At 39.0% G+C, this 18,041-nt stretch carries 16 protein-coding genes; all 16 read left to right on the top strand.

Features of this window, described 5'->3' with window-relative positions; all coding sequences use genetic code 11:
• Nucleotides 1-65: 65 nt before the first annotated feature.
• The 16 genes from IGM04_RS11910 to IGM04_RS11835 all read left to right on the top strand — a co-directional run bounded on the left by IGM04_RS11910 (nt 66) and on the right by IGM04_RS11835 (nt 18,041).
• Complete coding sequence (locus tag IGM04_RS11910; protein ID WP_002359138.1) at nt 66-593, top strand: histidine phosphatase family protein; 528 nt, start codon at nt 66-68, stop codon at nt 591-593.
• A gap of 121 nt (nt 594-714) precedes the next feature.
• Nucleotides 715-3,528 carry a sigma 54-interacting transcriptional regulator gene (locus IGM04_RS11905; protein WP_086318183.1) on the top strand — a complete coding sequence of 938 codons (2,814 nt, stop codon included), beginning with the start codon at nt 715-717 and terminating at the stop codon, nt 3,526-3,528.
• 71 nt (nt 3,529-3,599) lie between these two features.
• Nucleotides 3,600-4,001 (top strand): PTS sugar transporter subunit IIA, encoded by a 402-nt coding sequence (locus tag IGM04_RS11900; RefSeq protein WP_002365282.1) that lies wholly within the window; start codon nt 3,600-3,602, stop codon nt 3,999-4,001.
• Nucleotides 4,002-4,020: 19 nt separating this feature from the next.
• Nucleotides 4,021-4,515: a PTS system mannose/fructose/N-acetylgalactosamine-transporter subunit IIB gene (locus IGM04_RS11895; RefSeq protein WP_002355078.1), complete on the top strand. Its 495-nt coding sequence runs from the start codon at nt 4,021-4,023 to the stop codon at nt 4,513-4,515.
• Nucleotides 4,516-4,538: 23 nt separating this feature from the next.
• The gene (locus IGM04_RS11890; RefSeq protein ID WP_002355079.1) at nt 4,539-5,288 is read left to right on the top strand and encodes a PTS mannose/fructose/sorbose/N-acetylgalactosamine transporter subunit IIC; all 750 of its coding nucleotides are present in this window, start codon (nt 4,539-4,541) and stop codon (nt 5,286-5,288) included.
• Nucleotides 5,288-6,139, top strand: coding sequence for a PTS system mannose/fructose/sorbose family transporter subunit IID (locus IGM04_RS11885; RefSeq protein WP_002359140.1), 852 nt, complete (start codon nt 5,288-5,290; stop codon nt 6,137-6,139). The genes IGM04_RS11890 and IGM04_RS11885 overlap by 1 nt, the downstream gene beginning before the upstream one ends.
• Nucleotides 6,140-6,150: 11 nt before the next feature.
• Nucleotides 6,151-7,254, top strand: coding sequence for a DgaE family pyridoxal phosphate-dependent ammonia lyase (locus tag IGM04_RS11880; protein WP_086318184.1), 1,104 nt, complete (start codon nt 6,151-6,153; stop codon nt 7,252-7,254).
• A 3-nt stretch (nt 7,255-7,257) separates the two neighbouring features.
• The gene (gene dagF / locus IGM04_RS11875; RefSeq protein ID WP_002378063.1) at nt 7,258-8,001 is read left to right on the top strand and encodes a 2-dehydro-3-deoxy-phosphogluconate aldolase; all 744 of its coding nucleotides are present in this window, start codon (nt 7,258-7,260) and stop codon (nt 7,999-8,001) included.
• A 346-nt stretch (nt 8,002-8,347) separates the two neighbouring features.
• A complete protein-coding gene (locus IGM04_RS11870) occupies nt 8,348-10,261 on the top strand; it encodes an endonuclease MutS2 (RefSeq protein ID WP_002361095.1) in 1,914 nt (637 codons plus the stop codon).
• Nucleotides 10,262-10,348: 87 nt separating this feature from the next.
• Nucleotides 10,349-11,794 carry an alkaline phosphatase gene (locus IGM04_RS11865; protein ID WP_002381148.1) on the top strand — a complete coding sequence of 482 codons (1,446 nt, stop codon included), beginning with the start codon at nt 10,349-10,351 and terminating at the stop codon, nt 11,792-11,794.
• A gap of 111 nt (nt 11,795-11,905) precedes the next feature.
• Nucleotides 11,906-12,877, top strand: coding sequence for a dimethylarginine dimethylaminohydrolase family protein (locus tag IGM04_RS11860; protein ID WP_002359145.1), 972 nt, complete (start codon nt 11,906-11,908; stop codon nt 12,875-12,877).
• Between the two features lie 425 nt (nt 12,878-13,302).
• Entirely contained in the window at nt 13,303-13,992 is a 690-nt protein-coding gene (locus IGM04_RS11855; RefSeq protein WP_086318186.1) for a WxL domain-containing protein, read from the top strand.
• A gap of 87 nt (nt 13,993-14,079) precedes the next feature.
• The gene (locus tag IGM04_RS11850) at nt 14,080-15,213 is read left to right on the top strand and encodes a DUF916 and DUF3324 domain-containing protein (RefSeq protein WP_086318187.1); all 1,134 of its coding nucleotides are present in this window, start codon (nt 14,080-14,082) and stop codon (nt 15,211-15,213) included.
• Complete coding sequence (locus IGM04_RS11845) at nt 15,194-15,595, top strand: LPXTG cell wall anchor domain-containing protein (protein ID WP_174123248.1); 402 nt, start codon at nt 15,194-15,196, stop codon at nt 15,593-15,595. Before IGM04_RS11850 ends, IGM04_RS11845 begins: the two co-directional genes overlap by 20 nt.
• Before the next feature lie 46 nt (nt 15,596-15,641).
• Nucleotides 15,642-15,866, top strand: coding sequence for a hypothetical protein (locus IGM04_RS11840; protein WP_002355093.1), 225 nt, complete (start codon nt 15,642-15,644; stop codon nt 15,864-15,866).
• 165 nt (nt 15,867-16,031) lie between these two features.
• Nucleotides 16,032-18,041, top strand: coding sequence for a BglG family transcription antiterminator (locus IGM04_RS11835; RefSeq protein ID WP_086318189.1), 2,010 nt, complete (start codon nt 16,032-16,034; stop codon nt 18,039-18,041).

The following is an 18,041-nucleotide window of genomic DNA, read 5'->3' as shown; positions in this document are numbered from 1 at the left end:
ATAGGGTGTTATTGTGACCAAATTTCAGATAAAATAGACACAAGACAAAAAACTGAGGTGGAAAAATGCTGTACGTAGTGAGACATGGTGAAACAGATTATAATGTGGCCCGTAGAATTTGTGGTCATGCGGAAGCGCAATTGACCGAAAAAGGCTATCAACAAGCGGAATTGGTAGCTGAAAAAATTGCCAAACAAGGAATTCAAATCGACCGTTTACTGGCGTCGCCTTTAAAACGGGCGCAAGAAACAGCACGTAAAATTGCGGAACGAAATCAATTGACGATTGAAACAGAACCTCGTTTAATTGAGATGAATTTTGGTATTTATGATGGTGAACCGATTGAAACAACGGCTTTCCAAGAAAATCGTTCTGAGATTTCCTTGCCGTTTCCAGAAGGGGAATCAGTCCTAGATGTCGCGGGTCGAATTTATCCCCTGATTGAGGAAGCCTTGGCTTCAGAGGAAACTTACCTATTTGTTTGCCACAATGCGGTCATGCGAGTCATTGATAACTACTTCAATGGTAAAAAAATCCAAGATTTCTTGGACTTTCATTGTGAAAATACACAACTTGTACAATACGGAGAATAAAAATCAAGTCTTTAATCTTTTGGTTAAAGACTTGATTTTTTTCATGGTAAATAAGAAACCGCTTCCGTTTTAATGTATAATAAATTAACTTTTGGATCAAAAAAGAAATGGGGAAAAGACTATGAGAATTGATAATATTCATCAAGCGTTAAAACAGTTTCACGTACAAAATCCAAGTAGCAAAGCAACCTTGTTGCCCGCAACGGCTTCGCAATTAAGTCAGGCCTCTGGCTATACCCGAACCGCTGTTAGTGAAGAGCTTTCAGAATTAGTGAGAAAAGACCAAGTCGTTAAAGTTAAATCTAGACCAGTGTTATTTTTTGATAAAGACTACTTAGAGGAACAGTTTCCTTTTTTTAAAAGTAGCACGTGCTACGATTCCCTCGCTTCGCTGCAAGAGGACATTTATCAACAGACAGAACAGATACATAAGAAAAAGCAGCTACTGAAAATGAATCCATTTGCGAACGTAATTGGTTTTGATGGGAGCTTAGCAGACGCCATCAAGAAGTTGAAAGCCGCTATTTTATATCCGCCTAATGGCTTGAATATTTTACTTACTGGAGAATCTGGGGTTGGGAAAACCTTAATTGCAGAACAATTACACCAATTTTATCAAGTTAAAATGAACCAAGAAGTTCCGTTTATTTATTTTAATTGTGCAGAATATTTCAACAATCCAGAATTATTAACTTCGCATCTGTTTGGCTATAAAAAAGGCAGTTTTACTGGTGCCGTCAATGACCAAAAAGGCTTAGTGGAGTTGGCAGATGGCGGTTTTTTATTTTTAGATGAAGTCCATCGATTAACGAGCGAAGGCCAAGAAAAATTGTTTACAGTTTTGGATAAAGGGTATTTTACACGGATGGGCGAAGCCGAAAAACAAAGAAATGTATCGATAAAATTTATTTTTGCAACAACCGAAGCAGTCAATCAACATTTTTTGAAAACGTTTTTAAGAAGGATCCCTGTGACATTAGCCATTCCAGCTTTAGCCGAGCGCTCTTTGAAAGAAAAAATTCAATTGATTTTGTCCTTTTTCTTAGAAGAAAGTCAACGGATTCAAAAGAATATCCATATTCGTTATGAGGCGTTGAAACAATTAACGTTTACTCATTTTGAAGCCAACGTTGGTGAATTGAAAGCGGCGATTCAATTTATGAGCGCACAAGCCTATTTAGAAGTGTTCGACCAATTAACGGAAACTATTTGCATTGAAGCAAACGAGGGGACAGTCAAAGAGCAACCTGATGTAGAAAGTCTGCTGGCTTTTAATGAGTGGATACCTAACGATGGCCTCACGATTCAATACAACCATTTTTATTTAAGCAGTCAAGAGTTACTTAAATCAGAAAGTCTGAAAAATGATCGTTTTTATAATTTTCTATTGAAAGAATATGCGGATTTGAAAAAATTAACTCTTTCGACAGAGGATGCGCTAGCAATCATGCAAAACAAAGTCGAGCAACTTTATGATATGGATATTTTTGCTCAAGAACCGCTAGCCATAGAGGCCATTGACGAAACATTGCAGCCAAAAATTCAAGAAGCCATTGTCTTTTTTGAACAATTAATCCAAGAAAAATTGACAGAGGATTTCCAGAATATTTTAATTGTCCACCTTTATTCTGCTGTTTTTTATTCTGCACAAATGAATGAAACATTTTATTCAGATACCAAAAATATCTATTCTGGCAAAGTAACCCAGTATCAAGCCGCTAAGACCATGGTGGACTTTTTACAAACGTTGTTTGGGATTTCTTTTGCTGATACGGAAATCCTCTTTTTCGATCTATTTATTCGTAAAGTCACAGCTAAAAAAAGAGCGCACTCAGTTGAAGAAAACTGTGGCGTTATCGTCGTTGCTCATGGTACCGCGACGGCCAGCAGCATGGTTGAGTACACCAACCTTCTGTTTTCAACAACGGTCATGCGTGCAGTTGATATGCCGATTAATCAATCAGTGGAAGAAACATTAGAAAAAGTCCGTACAATTGTAAAGCAAAATCAGTATAAAAAAATTATTTTAATGGTGGACATCGGTTCCCTGGTTTACTTTGGTAATGCTATCAGTCAAACGTTTCAAATGGAAGTGCTGCTAATTAGCAATATCAATCTATTAACATTGCTAGAAGTGGCCCGAGAAGTCATTTATGAATCGACGGCGTTTGAGTATCTATTACCAGTCTTAAAAGAAAAAAATCATCGCGCCTTGATTTGCAGTAAAGGTCGCTTCAACGAGGCAAAAGTTCTCATTATTTCCTGTCTAACTGGCATGGGGACTGCTATTAAAATTGAACAGTTGTTACTAAAAACTTTTCCCAATGAATTACTAACGAATGTACGCATCATTACTTTAGAGAAAAGAGAAGTGGAAGACATTGATCGCTTGCATTCTTTTGTTCGGAAAGAAGAGAAAATCGTTGGTATCATTGGCACCGTAAAGACAGAAGTGCCAGATATTCCGTTTATTTCTTTACAAGATTTACTATCGAAGCGGGGCATTCAGCTAGTTTTCGAATTATTAGGCCATCATTTAGAAGAAAAACAAAACCAAGAGTTACTAAAAAAAGTTTCAGCTAAATATATTCAAGGATTATCAATCGAAGCTATTACAGACTTACTAACGGTTTTGAATCCTACAACCATTTCAATCGAATTAGCTAAGATTTATTCAGACATTTGCTTGCAAACTAAAATAAAAAGTGACGAAAAGGTTTTACTTCGTTTTATCATTCATTGTGCTTGTATGTTAGAACGGCAATTGTTGAATCCAGAATATGACCCGACAGCTTATGAAGTGTCATATCGAGAGTTGCCAGAAGCTGTATCTGTCATAAAAATGGCGTTTCGACCGCTTGAAGTGTCCTATAATTTGTTGATTCCACCTTTGGAAGTGCGCTATATTTATGAATTGCTCTTTGAAAAGGCTTAATTCAAACGGAAATGAAAGTTGGCACACTTATTGCTCTTAATAAAATGATTAATTAGCAAAGGAGTTTGTTTATGGAAAATGAACCAATTTTACTTTTAACACACAATGGTTGGGGCTTGGAATTAGTCAAAAGCGTCCAGATGATTGTAGGAGAAGTCACAAATGTACATGAAGTAGCATTACAAGCAGAGGATTCACTGGGGGATTATTTAGAACGAGTCACAGAAAAAATTGACCAATTAACGTGGCACAACCAGTTGCTAATTTTAACAGATGTTAAAGGCGGCACACCTAGTAACGTTGCATTACGTTTATCAAAAGATTATGACCTCCTGATTGTGTCAGGATTATGCACATCGTTATTATTAGAATCTGTCATGAAACAAAGTGGTCCTGGATTTCGTTTACAAGATGCAGAGATGATTCAACAAGCAGCAGTAGACAGTTGTCAAATTTTAGAAATTCCAAAATAAGAAAGTACAGGTGAACAGAATGTCAAAAATCGTATTAACAAGAGTCGATAGCCGTTTAATCCATGGACAAGTAGTGACTAAATGGTTACAACAATCAGGTGCAAATGAAATTTTGGTAGTGAGTGATGAACTAGAGCAAGATGAATTTTTACAAAGTATTTATTTAATGGCGGCGCCTCCAGGGGTTTCTGTAGTAATTAAAGGGATTGAAAGTGCCAAAGAATATTGGGAATCGCAAGAAAAGGAAGAGAAAAAGGTGTTATTTTTAGTGCCAGATTTAACGACCTTAAAAGCGATGGTGGACCAAGAAATTATTAAAGAGGAGATTCAAGTTGGTGGCTTAGGTGGCGGACCAAATCGGAAAAATGTTTTAAAAAATATCAATTTATCTGAAGAAGATGTTGCAATTTTGACTGAACTTTTAACGAAGGGCATCCATGTTTTCTTCCAAGCGATTCCCGAAGAAAATCCCCTACCAATTCAAAAATTAATTGAAAAATATCAATCACTATAATCAGAGAAAAAGGAGAGAATCATATGGGCGTTTTAGGTGTTTCAATTATTATGGGACTTTATTATTGGTTTGCACGTTTGCGTTTTGGGTACACATTTTCAGGCATGCTGTCTCAGCCATTAGGTGCAGCGTTGGTGGCTGGTTTAGCAACAGGAAAACTTAGTGAAGCAATGGTTGTGGGGGCGGGGATTCAACTTGTTTATCTAGGAGTCACCTCCACACCGGGCGGCAATGTACCTAGTGATCCGGCTTTAGCTTCAGCAATTGCGATTCCAATTGCTTTAGGTGTGGGAATGAATGCCGAAGCTGCCGTTGCACTAGCTGTTCCTTTTGGTGTGTTAGGCGTCTTTATGGATCAATTACGGCGGACCATCAATGCGACTTGGGTGCATATGGCTGATAAATATGCAGAAGAGTTAAATTATGGGGGGATTTACCGAGCTGCGTTTGTTTATCCAGCTTTAGCGGGATTTTTAATTCGCTTTCCGTTGGTTTTTGCGGCGAACTTTTTTGGTCAATCTGTGGTGAATAAAGTCTTAGAAGTTATCCCAGCATGGTTGATGCACGGCTTTGAAGTAATGGGTGGTATTTTACCAGCGTTAGGCTTCGCCTTAACAATTATGGTAATTGGCAAGAAAAATTTGATTCCTTATTTTTTAATTGGTTTTGTTGCAGTAGTATATTTTGGCGCAGAAGTTATGGCCGTCGCTATTTTAGGAATCTGTATTGCCTTTTTAGTTAGAAATAAGGCATTGAGTGAGGAGGCAGCATAATGGAACAAATGACACAAGCAAATGAACAACAATTGGAACAGAAAAAAATTACTAAAAAAGAATTATCCAAAGCCTTTTGGATTTATCAACTAGGCTGTGAATTATCAAATTCTTATGAACGTCTTCAAAGTTTAGTTTTTTGTGCATCGATGATTCCTGCAATTAAAAAACTTTACGCAGACGATGAAGAACAACAAAGAGAAGCTCTGAAACGTCATTTGAATTTTTTTAATACTGAAGGAACAGTAGGGGCTTCAATTCAAGGGATTGCAATTGCTATGGAGGAAGAAAAATCCAATGGCGCAGCGATCTCTGATACGGCGATCACATCGATTAAAACTGGGCTGATGGGTCCGCTGGCTGGGATTGGCGATTCGATTATTTGGGCAGCATTAATGCCGTTAATCATTTCCATTTTTATTCCAATGGCTAAAGGAGGTAACGTGATTGGAAGTATCGGTCCGTTGGTTCTGTACACAGCCATTACGTTATACATCAGTTGGACATTAGTGAATAAGTCCTATACATTAGGGCGTAATTCAATCTTAAGTTTGTTAAAAGACGGCAAAATTAAGCAAGTCATTTATTCAGCAAATGTTTTAGGAATGATGATGATGGGCGCTTTAAGTGCGAGTTATGTTAAAATTGCTAGCCCGATGACGTTTAAAGTTACTGGCGGTGCCACGATTGTTTTACAAGATATCCTAGATCAAATTATGAAAGGGTTACTTCCTTTAGCAGCAGTCATGGCTATTTATTTCTTCATGGTAAAAAAAGGCCCACGTTACGGTATCATTATCGGCACGATTGTCTTAGTTAGTTTGGTCACTTCATTCTTTGGTTTGTTATAAAGGAGAAAATAATGAATAGTTACGAAAAATTCCATTTAAAAGAAGTCATTAATGCTTCTGGGAAAATGACCATTCTAGGTGTCTCCAAAGTTTCGGAGGCAGTCCTCGCGGCTCAACGATTCGGCGGCGAACATTTCTTTGAAATGAGTGAACTTAGTGTGCAAACAGGGGCCTTTTTAGCCAACTTGTTGAAGGTAGAAGATGCCCAAATCGTTTCCTCGGCTTCGGCGGGGATTGCCCAAGCGGTGGCTGCCCTGATTGGAAAAGGCAGCTTGTACCACGCGTATCATCCCTATACAGAAAAAATCGAACAGCGAGAGATTGTTTTACCTAAAGGGCACAACGTGGACTATGGCACGCCTGTAGAAGTTATGGTAGCGCAAGGCGGCGGCCAAGTGGTGGAAGCTGGCTACGCCAACATGTGCAGTCCAGAACACGTGGAAATGATGATTTCTGAAAAAACAGCGGCCATTCTATATATCAAAAGCCATCATACCGTGCAAAAAAGTATGCTGACGGTGGCCGAAGCGGCCAAAGTGGCGCAACGCCACAAGGTGCCGCTAATTGTTGACGCGGCAGCAGAAGAAGATCTTTTCAAATACACCGAAGCAGGCGCTGATTTGGTGATTTACAGCGGCGCCAAAGCCATTGAAGGGCCAAGTGCCGGTTTAGTGGTCGGGAAAAAAGAATACATTGACTGGGTGCGCCTACAAGGCAAAGGCATTGGTCGAGCAATGAAAATTGGCAAAGACAATATCCTAGGCTTTACGCAAGCAGTGGAAGAATATTTGGCGCATGGCAGTGAATCAGGGGCTTCGATGCAAGAGCGCTTAAAACCGTTTGTTGAAGCCATCAACAACTTGTCAGATTTAACCGCTAAAATCGTCCAAGATGGCGCTGGCCGAGACATTTATCGCGCCAGTGTCAAAGTGGACGGCAGAAAAACCGCTAAGGAAGTCATCCAAGCGTTAAAAGCAGAAAGTCCAGCCATTTATACGCGAGAATATCAAGCCAACAATGGCATCATTGAGTTTGACATTCGTTCTGTCAATCAAGAAGAAATGAACAAAATCGTGCAACGATTACAAGAAATTATGGAGACAAAGGAGAAATAAGCCATGTCATTAAAACCTAATTATTTAGAAGAACGCATTTGTTTAAACGTCTTAGCCAATTCAGTAGAAAATGCCCAAGCCTGTTATGAAGCAGCAGAAGGGCATGTTGTGTTAGGCGTCCTTTCAAAAAACTATGAAACCGATGAAGCAGCCATTGACGATATGAAAAAATACCAAGCAGCAACCAACAACGCTTTATCTGTCGGCTTAGGGGCTGGCGATCCTAATCAAAGTCAAATGGTGGCTCGCTTATCAGAAGTTTTACAACCGCAACACGTGAACCAAGTCTTCACAGGTGTCGGCGCTTCGCGGGCCTTACTTCGTCAAGACGAAACAGTGATTAATGGCTTGGTTTCACCCACAGGCAAAGTTGGCTATGTCAACATTGCGACAGGTCCGTTAAGCTCTGGTGCGCCAGCGGCGGAAGTGCCTATCGAAACCGCCATCAAATTGTTGAAAGACATGGGGGGCAGTTCCATTAAATATTTCCCGATGAAAGGCTTGGCTCACAAAGAAGAATACCAAGCAGTAGCAGCAGCTTGTGCCAAGTATGACTTTTACTTAGAGCCAACAGGGGGCATTGATTTAGAAAACTTTGAAGAAATTGTTCAAATTGCGGTGGATGCCGGCGTTAAAAAAATCATTCCTCATGTCTACAGCTCAATTATCGATCAAGAAACAGGGGACACTAGAACAGAAGACGTGAAAACGTTACTAACCATGATGAAAAAGACATTGAATAAGTAAAGGGCCAATCTTTATTTGACTTTCTTCGCCAGATTTGCTACTCTCAAGTGGAGAATAAATAAAAACCAACAAATGAATGTGGGGTATTTTGGTGAGTGTCGTAGGTATCTAATTGATAAGTTGAATAACCAGTGAACCAAGCAAGGTTTATTTGGTGTGCTTAGAAAGTGATACCTGTCAGTCATCTCATTTACTAAATACCTCCTTTAGAAGAGGTTTCTTTAGTAACCTTTATCCAATGATAAAGAGGACAGCGGTAGAACGCTGTCCTCTTTTTTCTGTAGAAACTGGTTTTTATTTAAAGGCGCCAGGTATTCTTTTCGTGATAGAAAGGAAGAAAAAACAAATGAATCATGAAACCATTCAAAAATTACAATTTACAACAATTCTTAAAGAAGTTCAAACACGTGCGATTGGCGAGTATAGTAAAGAACGGTTGGCGAAAATGGTCCCTGCAACACGTTTAGAAACAGTGCAGTCCCGCTTAACGGAAACAACCGAGGCCCGCTTAATTATTGATAGCGGACAACACGTCCCTTTCATGGGCTTGAGCCAAATTACCCGCTTGCTTCAACAAGTGAAAAAAGGCTTAATCCTTACACCAAACGAATTGATTGAGGTCGCTGACTTTTTAAGAAGTAGTCAGCGAATCCAGAAGTTTTTTGAAAAAAATCAATACCAAACACCACGCCTATTTAGTTACAGTCAGCACTTAGCTGATTTCAGAGCAATTGAAGAACAAATTTATACGAAAATCCATAATCAAAAAGTTGCCACCGATGCTTCTCGACAACTTCGGAAAATCCGGCGTCAAATCAATGAATGCCAACAAGAAATTGAAACAAAAGTCACCAAATTTTTACGCAATAAAAATAATCAACTGTATATTCAAGAAAATATGATGGTGAAAAAAGGGGAACATTACACGGTACCAATCAAAGCTAGCTATAAAAATAAGGTTTCAGGCACAATCATTGAGCAATCCAATAAAGGACAAACGGTCTTTATTGAACCTGTAGCAATTAGTAAATTAAATGAACAATTGACACTCTTAAAAGCGGAAGAAACAGCGGAAGAATATCAAATTTTGGCAGAACTAACAGGGTTAATCAATGAGCAAGAACGACTAGTCGATCAAGCCGTCGATACAATGACCACCTTAGATATTATTTTTGCACGAGGAAAGTATAGTCGCGAAATTGGTGGGATTACGCCAAAAGTAAACAAAGAAGAACGCTTGCGCATTGTTCAAGGAAAACACCCTCTTTTATTAGAACACGCAGTACCATTGACGTTTTCTTTAGGAGCAGAGTATCGAGGACTTGTCATTACAGGTGCCAATGCTGGTGGTAAAACGGTTGTCTTGAAAACAGTTGGCTTATTGACTGTCATGACACAATTTGGGTTGCAAATTCCAGCACAAGCGGGCACAGAGATTCCAGTATTAGATGAAATTTTTGTCGATATTGGTGATCAGCAAAATCTGGAAAATGCGTTAAGCACTTTTTCTGGGCACATGAAAAATATTGCGGAAATGTTGCGTAATGTTAAGCGACACACGCTTGTTTTATTAGATGAAATTGGCAGTGGCACCGAGCCGAACGAAGGAGCTGGCTTAGCGATTGCTATCATGGAAACGATGTATCAAAAGGGAGCCTTGGTAGTTGCAACGACCCATTATGGTGAAATTAAACGTTTTGCCCAAGAGCATGACGATTTTGTGCCCGCCGCAATGGCCTTCGATCGTGAAACATTAACGCCCAAATATCAATTGAAAATTGGTGAAGTTGGCGATAGTCAGGCGCTTTGGATTGCACGTAAAATGAAGATGGAGCCACAGCTCATTGAAAAGGCGGCTCATTATATTCAGCGGAAAGAATACCCTACTAATCGAAGTCTATTTAAACCCCTGAAAGCAAAAGAAACGACCTTTGCCACGTTTGTAGAAGAAACAGACCGTTATCAAAAAGGTGATCGTGTCCTATTGACAGAAACACAACAAATTGGGTTGGTTTTTACAGATGAGGGTGAACAAGAAATCCAAGTATTTGTGAATGATAAAATTGAAAATGTACCACGAAGACGGTTAAAATTACAAGCGAAAGCACAAGATCTATATCCGCAAGACTATGATTTAGAAAGTTTATTTACAGATTTCCATGAACGAAAGAAACTCAAAGATATTGAACGCGGCTCAAAAAAAGCGCAGAAACAATTACGCAAAGAGGCCGAAAAAAGAGCAGCAAGACGCGACAAATAAGGAACTTAACAGAAGCAATACAACAACTTAACACTTTGTTTACTTGTTATTTATCAGAAATCAACTAAGACTTGTTATAGTCAATGTATGGGTAGATATGAAGGAGGAAACAAGGAAATGAAGAAAAGAGCTTTGCTAGGGGTTACCTTATTAACATTCACAACATTAGCGGGTTGTACAAATTTATCTGAACAAAAAAGCGGCGAAAAACAAACAGAGGTTGCTGAAGCGAAGGCAACTGAATCCGAAAAAGCACCAGTAAAAAATGTTATTTTTATGATTGGAGATGGCATGGGGAATCCGTATACAACGGGCTATCGCTATTTCAAAGCCAATCACTCAGACAAGCGTGTTCCCCAAACAGCTTTTGATACCTATTTAGTTGGGCAACAAGCCACTTATCCAGAAGATGAAGAAGAGAATGTCACCGATTCAGCGTCCGCAGCGACAGCGATGGCTGCTGGAGTGAAAACCTACAATAATGCTATTGCGCTCGATAATGACAAGTCCAAAACAGAAACAGTGCTGGAACGTGCGAAAAAAGTGGGGAAATCAACGGGGCTTGTAGCAACATCTGAAATAACACATGCAACCCCTGCTGCATATGGCGCACATAATGTTTCACGCAAAAATATGGCAGAAATCGCCGATGACTATTTTGATGATCAAATCGACGGACAACACAAAGTCGATGTGTTACTTGGCGGCGGCTCCGAATTATTTGCCCGGAAAGATCGTGATTTAGTCAAAGAATTTTCCCAAGCGGGTTATGGTCATGTCACAGACAAAAAGTCGTTAAATGAAAACCAAGACGACAAAATTTTAGGCTTGTTTGCACCAGGCGGGCTACCTAAAATGATTGACCGAACGGAAGAGGTCCCTTCATTAGCTGATATGACAGAAGCGGCTCTTCAACGGTTAGATAAAAATGAAAAAGGTTTCTTTTTAATGGTTGAAGGTAGTCAAATTGATTGGGCCGGGCATAGCAATGATATTGTTGGCGCGATGAGCGAAATGCAAGACTTCGAAGCGGCGTTTGAAAAGGCCATCGATTTTGCCAAAAAAGATGGTGAAACATTGGTGGTTACAACTGCAGATCATTCAACAGGGGGCTTGTCTTTAGGCAAAGGAGATCAATACAACTGGTTGACGGAGCCTTTACATGCGGCAAAACGCACGCCTGATTTTATGGCAGAAGAAATTATTAAAAATGGTAATGTGGAAAAAACAGTGACTGAGTATATTGATTTTCAATTAAGTGAGGCTGAATTGAAAGCAGTGAAAACAGCGGCGGAGTCAAAAGATGTTGAAAAAATCGCTCAGGCATTAAGAAAGATTTTTGATGAACGTTCGAATACTGGTTGGACTACTGGCGGACACACAGGAGAAGATGTAAATGTCTATGCTTATGGCCCACAAGCAGAAGCTTTTTCAGGACAAATTGATAATACAGACCAAGCGAAGATTATTTTTGGCTTAGTAGATGGCACCGGGCAAAAAGCTGAGATTAAAGATAAAGGTATTGGCAAATAACAAAATGAAGAAAAAGCAGAACGTATAGAAGTTCTGCTTTTTCTTCATTGAAGGCATAAAAATTTTATCTCTGTTATAATGAAGGTAACCAGATAAAAGTGAGGTCAAATAATGAAAAAAATGCATGTTGAAAGTGAATTTGCACCGTTGCGTTCAGTTGTTTTAGCACAATCGCAATTTTGTTTACCAGATAAATTTGATGAAGCGGATACGACTTTTTTAACAGAGGAAAATGCCCGTTTAACACAGAATAATGAAGGGCGTGATTTAGCAGACTTTGCACCAGAACAACAAGTTCGTTGGGAAAAAGAAAAAGAAGTCATGCAAGGAGTATTAGAATCTTATGGCGTAGAAGTATTTCGTCCACGTTTATTGACAACCTATGAAAAAGAACATGGCAAGGAATTGGGCGTAGGATATAGTAACTTCTTTTCACGAGACCCTTTTTTTACAATTGGCAATCTCTTAATAGAAGGAAACTTAAGATTTCAACACCGTCGACAAGAAATTTTACCAATTCGTCCGATTATTCAGCAGTGGACACAAGAAGCAGAAGGCTATTATTTTGCTGCGCCACAACCTGACATTTCTGAAGGGGCTTTAAGTGAAGCAGGTCCCTTTATTGAAGGCGGCGATGTTTTAGTTCTAGGAAAAACAATTTTTGTGGGCTACTCTGGCTTGGCAAGTAACCTAGCAGGAATTCAGTGGTTAGCCAATATGATTGGTCATTTTGGTTATGAAGTGGTGCCGGTTCGGTTACATCCGCATATTCTCCACTTAGATTGTGCGTTAAGCTTGTTGAGAGAAGGCTTGATGATTGTTTGTGAAGAGGCCTTTTTGGATGGACTTCCTGCGCAATTAGCAAACTGGGAAAAAATTCACGTTACTTTGCAAGAAGCAGCGTATTTAGTGACAAATGGTCTACCGCTTAACGAAGAAACGTATATAACGGACCAATCGTTTACAACTTTAATTCCTCAAATAGAAGCAAAAGGTATCAAAGTTGAGGCAATTGATTACCATGTTTCTAGAATGTTAGGTGGTTCCTTCCGCTGTACAACGCAAGCTTTGATTAGAGAATAGTCAGCGAGTGATTATCAATTTTCGTAAGAAAAAATGTACGTTTTGTCTATGAAAACGATATAATTTTAGTTTTCACTATTTTTTTTAAAAATATTGAGGAAATTTCGATTTAATAAATGCGAGAAAACGTCAAAATGTTAGTGTTTGTTACTAATGTTTTGACGTTTTCTCGCTGTTTTTTTATAAAATTACTACTTTATATGTGAAAAAAAACAATATCTTTTTTGAAAATTACGTTTTCAAAGACACAAAAAGTCGTTGGAACCTTGCTGTTATAGTAAATTCATTTTTTTTGCATGAGGTGTTTAAAATTTGAAATCACAAGCAGTCTTTTTTTCGCTATACTTAGTTTACGTTCTACTGAGATAGAAAAGTTTTTCACTTTTTTATTCATTAATTAACCAAGATATAAAGGAGAGAGTAAAATGAAGAAAAAAACATTGGTAACTTTATTTGCAGGAACGGCAATTTTAGGGGCAAGCATTGCTCCTGCAGCAGCACATGCAACAACAACTGGTACAACACCAGCAAACGTAGAGATGACAAGTGGTTCATTACCAGGCGGTACGGGTGATGGAGATGATGGAAGCACCCAAGAACCAGAACCAGGCTCGAATACAAATTTTGATTTGTTATATGTTCCAACAGAATTCAAATTTGCTTCGACAGAAGTTAGTTCTGATTTATCAGCGATTTCGTTAGATGCGACAGGTACCCAAACAAAACGTTATGCCGTTGGGGATGTTCGTGGAACACAAGCGGGTTGGTCAGTTACTGCCGGCGTTGCTGAAATGAAAAATGGCACTGCTACTTTAGAAGGCTCAATTACCTTTGCACAAACAGGAGCAGTAGCGAAATACGATGAAACAGCAAAAACATACTCACGTGATGTAGCTGCCTTTGCAGCAGATCCAGGAAGTCCTGAATTTGCTGGAACAACTATTCCAGTAGGTGGAGCAGCTGTATCAATTGCTACAGCAGCAGTTGGTAAAGGTCAAGGTACATGGGATTCTGAATTATCAAATGTAAAATTAAACATTACAACACCTAGTTCACAAATTATAAATGGTGCGTATACAGGTAACGTAACTTGGACATTAGTGGCTGCGCCATAAACAGTTACTAACGAGAATACTGCATTACTAGAAAAGGAGCTGCGCAGTGGTGCACGGCTCCTTTTCGATACATAGGAGGAACAAATAATGAAGACAATGCGCTGGCTAATCGTCACAGTTTTTATTTGTGTGATGGCATTAAGGATCCCTTCTGCTGTACAAGCAGAAGAAGCGGATGACAACATGAATACAAAATTTACAGTTAAACCCAATATTCCAGAGAATCAAGCGAAAAATACGCAATCCTACTACGATCTCATTGTGAAACCAGGACAGAAACAAGAAGTAGAACTGTCATTAATTAATAAAACAAATGAAGAATTAACGATTGATTTAAATTTGGCAAATGCTACGACGAATGACAATGGTTTAATTGTGTACAATGATTTCGAGAAAAAACCAGATGCAAGTTTGAAAGTACCCTTGACAACATTGATCAAATTGCCTGAGGAACATGTGAAAGTTCCCGCTAAGAAAACCGTAGCAGCTAAAATGACTGTCGAAATTCCAGAAAATGGTTTTCAGGGATTAGTCTTAGGTGGTGTCTACGCTTCGCTTGCAGAAGATGAAAAGGAAGAAAAAGGAAAATCAACGGGGTTAACCAGTCGATATGGGTTTAACGTAGCGATTGCTTTACGAACGTCAGAAGATACACCAATGTATCTAGCAGAGACTCTTCAATTAGTTAAATTAGTTCCGACCATTGCTTTAGGAAATAAATCGGTCCAAGCGGTTATTCAGAATCCGACATCCGCTATTTTTCCTGAAGTACGTTTAGAAGGAAAAGTAACGAAAAAAGGCGAAACGAAAGAATATGCCAAACGGATTTTACCAAGTGTTCGTTTCGCACCGAATTCGACGATGAACTTCCATTTAGATTTTGGGAAAGAAAATGTTCGTCCAGGAACCTATATTTTTGAAGGAAAAGCGGTCTTGAAAGAAGATGAACAACAAGTGTGGCCGTTTAAGCAAGAATTTACCATCAGTAGTCAAGAAGCCAAGAAATTAAACAAAGAAGCAGTAGTGAAATTGGTCCTACCGATTTGGTGGAATCAAGCTTTTTATGGCTTGTTAGCTGCAACAATTGTGAGTCTAATTCTAGCTATTTGGCGTTTTACACAACAGAAAGCAACACTGAAACAACAAGCCTATTTACAACAAGAAAAACAGGCAGCCTTGAAAAATAGACAAGGAGTGCGCGATGATGACAGCGAAAAGTAAAGGATCACTTCTGGTGACATTGGGAATACTTTTAACCGTCAGCATTGCGATTCTGACCGCTTCTTCTGAGAGCTTTGCAGAAGAAGCGGGACAAACGAATATCGGTGTGACGTTTTATGGAGGGAAGGCACCCCTAAAAACGAAAGGTGGCACTAAGTCAACAGAACAACCAGTCACTAATAAAGATAAAAAAACGTCACAACAACAAGAAAAAGTGAGCAGAAAAACCACTGCTAAAACGAATCCGACTAATGCACAGACGTCATTACCAAGGACAGGTGAACGAAATAGCACGTGGCTTTACAGCCTTGGTATTGCATGTTTACTCGTAGTACTAACAAGTTTCTATTATTTGAATAAAAAAAGGAAAAAGGAAAAATAATGTGCTGTTTTTATAAACAGAGTCAATTGTAGAAGGAGGAATATAGATGGAGATTACGATGTGGATTTGGATTTGTGCTGGCTTGGCCGTCCTTTGTTTTGCTTTATTTTTACTGTTCTTAGTAAATAGCATGAATTTTGTACATCTGGCAAAGCCTAAGCAGTCTTTAGTAAAACAATCAATGTTTAGTTGGCTGCTTCTGGTGATGTGTGGCGGCTGGGTAGCGGTGGCTATTTTGCTGAATATCGCATTACAAACACAATTAACATAAAGAAAACCCGTTGTAAGTTTTTAAGAAACTTGCAACAGGTTTTTGTTAACTTTAAAATAAAGAACGGTACAATTTATCAAAAAAGTACAGTAGACATTTGTACCCAACTTAGATAGAAAATAAAGCGCTATCATTATATGATGATTACAGGAGGAGGACACAGCTGTGAATTATAAAATAAGTTATCTCCTTGACGAGTATGCAGGGCAAAAAATTGCGCTCTCTTTGGCTCAACAAATAACCGATCTTTCGCAACGAGAATTAGTGACACAACTTTCGACAATAGGCGGAGAAGTTCAACAGAATACCGTCAGTATTCCAAACCTTTCCGCAAATGAATGGGGAAAACAACTTTTTCAACAACGTCAAGTGATTTATAGCGAAACAGAAAGACAAGCACTTATTTTTTTGCTCACTTATTCAGAAATCGAAGAACTATCGGTGTATCATTACCAAAATTTTTTAGACGTTTCGAAAGGCACTATTTTAGCGGACATCAAAAAAGTACGACACCAACTAGCAACTGAAAACATTGCTTTATCCTACGAACGAAAACGAGGGTTTTACCTAGAAGGAGATGAATTTCGGATTCGTCGTTTCGGGAAAAATTGGCTTGCCCGCCTCTTACAACAAAAGTCGGGCACCTTTGCTTTATTTTGCTGGCTCAGTCAGCATCAAATGAGCCAATACGCAAAAATGCGTGACGGCATTCAATTAGCCGTCCAGGAAGCACAGCTTCAACTGGTACCCAGCAGATTGGATGAAATTAGTTACTTTCTTGCGTTTTCTCAAAAAAGATTAGGCAAATATGAAACAGTCGTCTGGCCTGAGAACCAGTTAATTCAGTCCTTACGCGCTTATCCCGTCAGTCGTCGTATTTTAAGTGATTTAGTTGGGCCAGTGGCGAATGTAGAAACTGAGAGTCTTTTTTTCACGATTTGTTTAATGACAGCCTTGCAAGGAGAATTGCGAGATACGAAGTTAGAGTTTTTATTAGATATTTCTGGTGAAATTATTCGGAAAATGGAATTGTTGGCCGTCGTTCAATTTGAACAGCCTCGTGAATTGCTCATGAATGTGTATTATCATCTGGTTCCTGCCTATTTTCGGATTAGCTATGGCTTTTACTTGCCGAATGTTTTAATCAAGGATATTCGACAATCGTATCGGTCGCTTTATCATCTTTGCGAACAAGCGTTAGCTCCTTTAGAAAAATTAACGAAACGGTCAATCCCGTCAGAGGAAATCGGTTTTTTTACCATATTATTTGGTGGAGAAATTTTCGGCCAAAAAAATGAGCAGCGGCAAGAAAAGCTAAAAGCGCTAATTGTTTGTCCCAGTGGTATCAGTTCTTCGTTGATTTTGCAATCGGAATTGCGTCGGCTATTTCCAATGATTGAATTTAAAGAAACGAATGCGGTGAGGGAAATAGAGAATGTATCTGAAAAAAGCTATGACATCATTTTCTCAACGGTCCCTATTGAAACAGCCAAAAAGGTTTATCTTACCAAGCCCATTATGAGCTCTTTGGAGAAAAATCAATTGATGCACCAAGTTCAATCAGATTGGCTATTGCCAGGTATTTCCATGCCAGATGTTAAAGATATTTTAGATGCCTTAAAACCTTACATTTCCTTAAAAAAAGGAGTCACAGAAGCGCAGTTATATCGTGTCTTGCATCGTAAAATGAACAAAATTTTAGAAAAAGAGGAGGATCTGCGTCCAATGTTATCGGAATTATTAACAACAGAAACAGTCCAAGTCCTGCCTGAAGTTGCAGACTGGCGAGCGGGAATTACAGAAGCTGCCAAGCCGTTATTAAAAAATGGCAGTATTACGGAAAAGTACATTGATGCGATGATTCAAAAAGTCGAATCGTTTGGGCCATTTATCCATATCTGTCCAGACGTAGCATTGCCTCATGCGCGGCCAGAAGATGGCGTTAATCAGTTAGGCATGTCATTACTAAAAATACAAAAAAGTGTCGATTTATTAGAAGATCCTAAGCATGAAATTCACCTTTTTATTTGTTTAGCTGCTTCAGATAACGAAACACATTTACGGGCCTTATCTAGTCTGACAAAAATTCTATCAAAAAAAGAATCATTACATCGCTTAGTGGCGGCTGAAACCGTCCCAGAAATACTATCAATTATCCAAGAAGGAGAGAAATAA

The organism is Enterococcus sp. DIV2385 (assembly GCF_051711925.1).
In the GTDB taxonomy this organism is placed as follows: Bacteria; Bacillota; Bacilli; order Lactobacillales; family Enterococcaceae; genus Enterococcus; species Enterococcus faecalis.
The sequence above is the reverse complement of the archived record's forward strand: the minus strand, read 5'-3'. Positions and strand labels throughout refer to the sequence as shown.

Excerpts from the sequence above, each read along its gene's own strand:
- IGM04_RS11870 (WP_002361095.1), top strand. The coding sequence starts at position 8,348 with ATGAATCATGAAACCATTCAAAAATTACAATTTACAACAATTCTTAAA.
- IGM04_RS11855 (WP_086318186.1), top strand. The coding sequence starts at position 13,303 with ATGAAGAAAAAAACATTGGTAACTTTATTTGCAGGAACGGCAATTTTA.
- IGM04_RS11860 (WP_002359145.1), top strand. The coding sequence starts at position 11,906 with ATGAAAAAAATGCATGTTGAAAGTGAATTTGCACCGTTGCGTTCAGTT.
- IGM04_RS11850 (WP_086318187.1), top strand. The coding sequence starts at position 14,080 with ATGAAGACAATGCGCTGGCTAATCGTCACAGTTTTTATTTGTGTGATG.
- IGM04_RS11880 (WP_086318184.1), top strand. The coding sequence starts at position 6,151 with ATGAATAGTTACGAAAAATTCCATTTAAAAGAAGTCATTAATGCTTCT.
- IGM04_RS11910 (WP_002359138.1), top strand. The coding sequence starts at position 66 with ATGCTGTACGTAGTGAGACATGGTGAAACAGATTATAATGTGGCCCGT.
- IGM04_RS11905 (WP_086318183.1), top strand. The coding sequence starts at position 715 with ATGAGAATTGATAATATTCATCAAGCGTTAAAACAGTTTCACGTACAA.
- IGM04_RS11865 (WP_002381148.1), top strand. The coding sequence starts at position 10,349 with ATGGGTAGATATGAAGGAGGAAACAAGGAAATGAAGAAAAGAGCTTTG.
- IGM04_RS11900 (WP_002365282.1), top strand. The coding sequence starts at position 3,600 with ATGGAAAATGAACCAATTTTACTTTTAACACACAATGGTTGGGGCTTG.
- IGM04_RS11845 (WP_174123248.1), top strand. The coding sequence starts at position 15,194 with ATGATGACAGCGAAAAGTAAAGGATCACTTCTGGTGACATTGGGAATA.
- IGM04_RS11840 (WP_002355093.1), top strand. The coding sequence starts at position 15,642 with ATGGAGATTACGATGTGGATTTGGATTTGTGCTGGCTTGGCCGTCCTT.
- IGM04_RS11885 (WP_002359140.1), top strand. The coding sequence starts at position 5,288 with ATGGAACAAATGACACAAGCAAATGAACAACAATTGGAACAGAAAAAA.
- IGM04_RS11895 (WP_002355078.1), top strand. The coding sequence starts at position 4,021 with ATGTCAAAAATCGTATTAACAAGAGTCGATAGCCGTTTAATCCATGGA.
- IGM04_RS11890 (WP_002355079.1), top strand. The coding sequence starts at position 4,539 with ATGGGCGTTTTAGGTGTTTCAATTATTATGGGACTTTATTATTGGTTT.
- dagF (WP_002378063.1), top strand. The coding sequence starts at position 7,258 with ATGTCATTAAAACCTAATTATTTAGAAGAACGCATTTGTTTAAACGTC.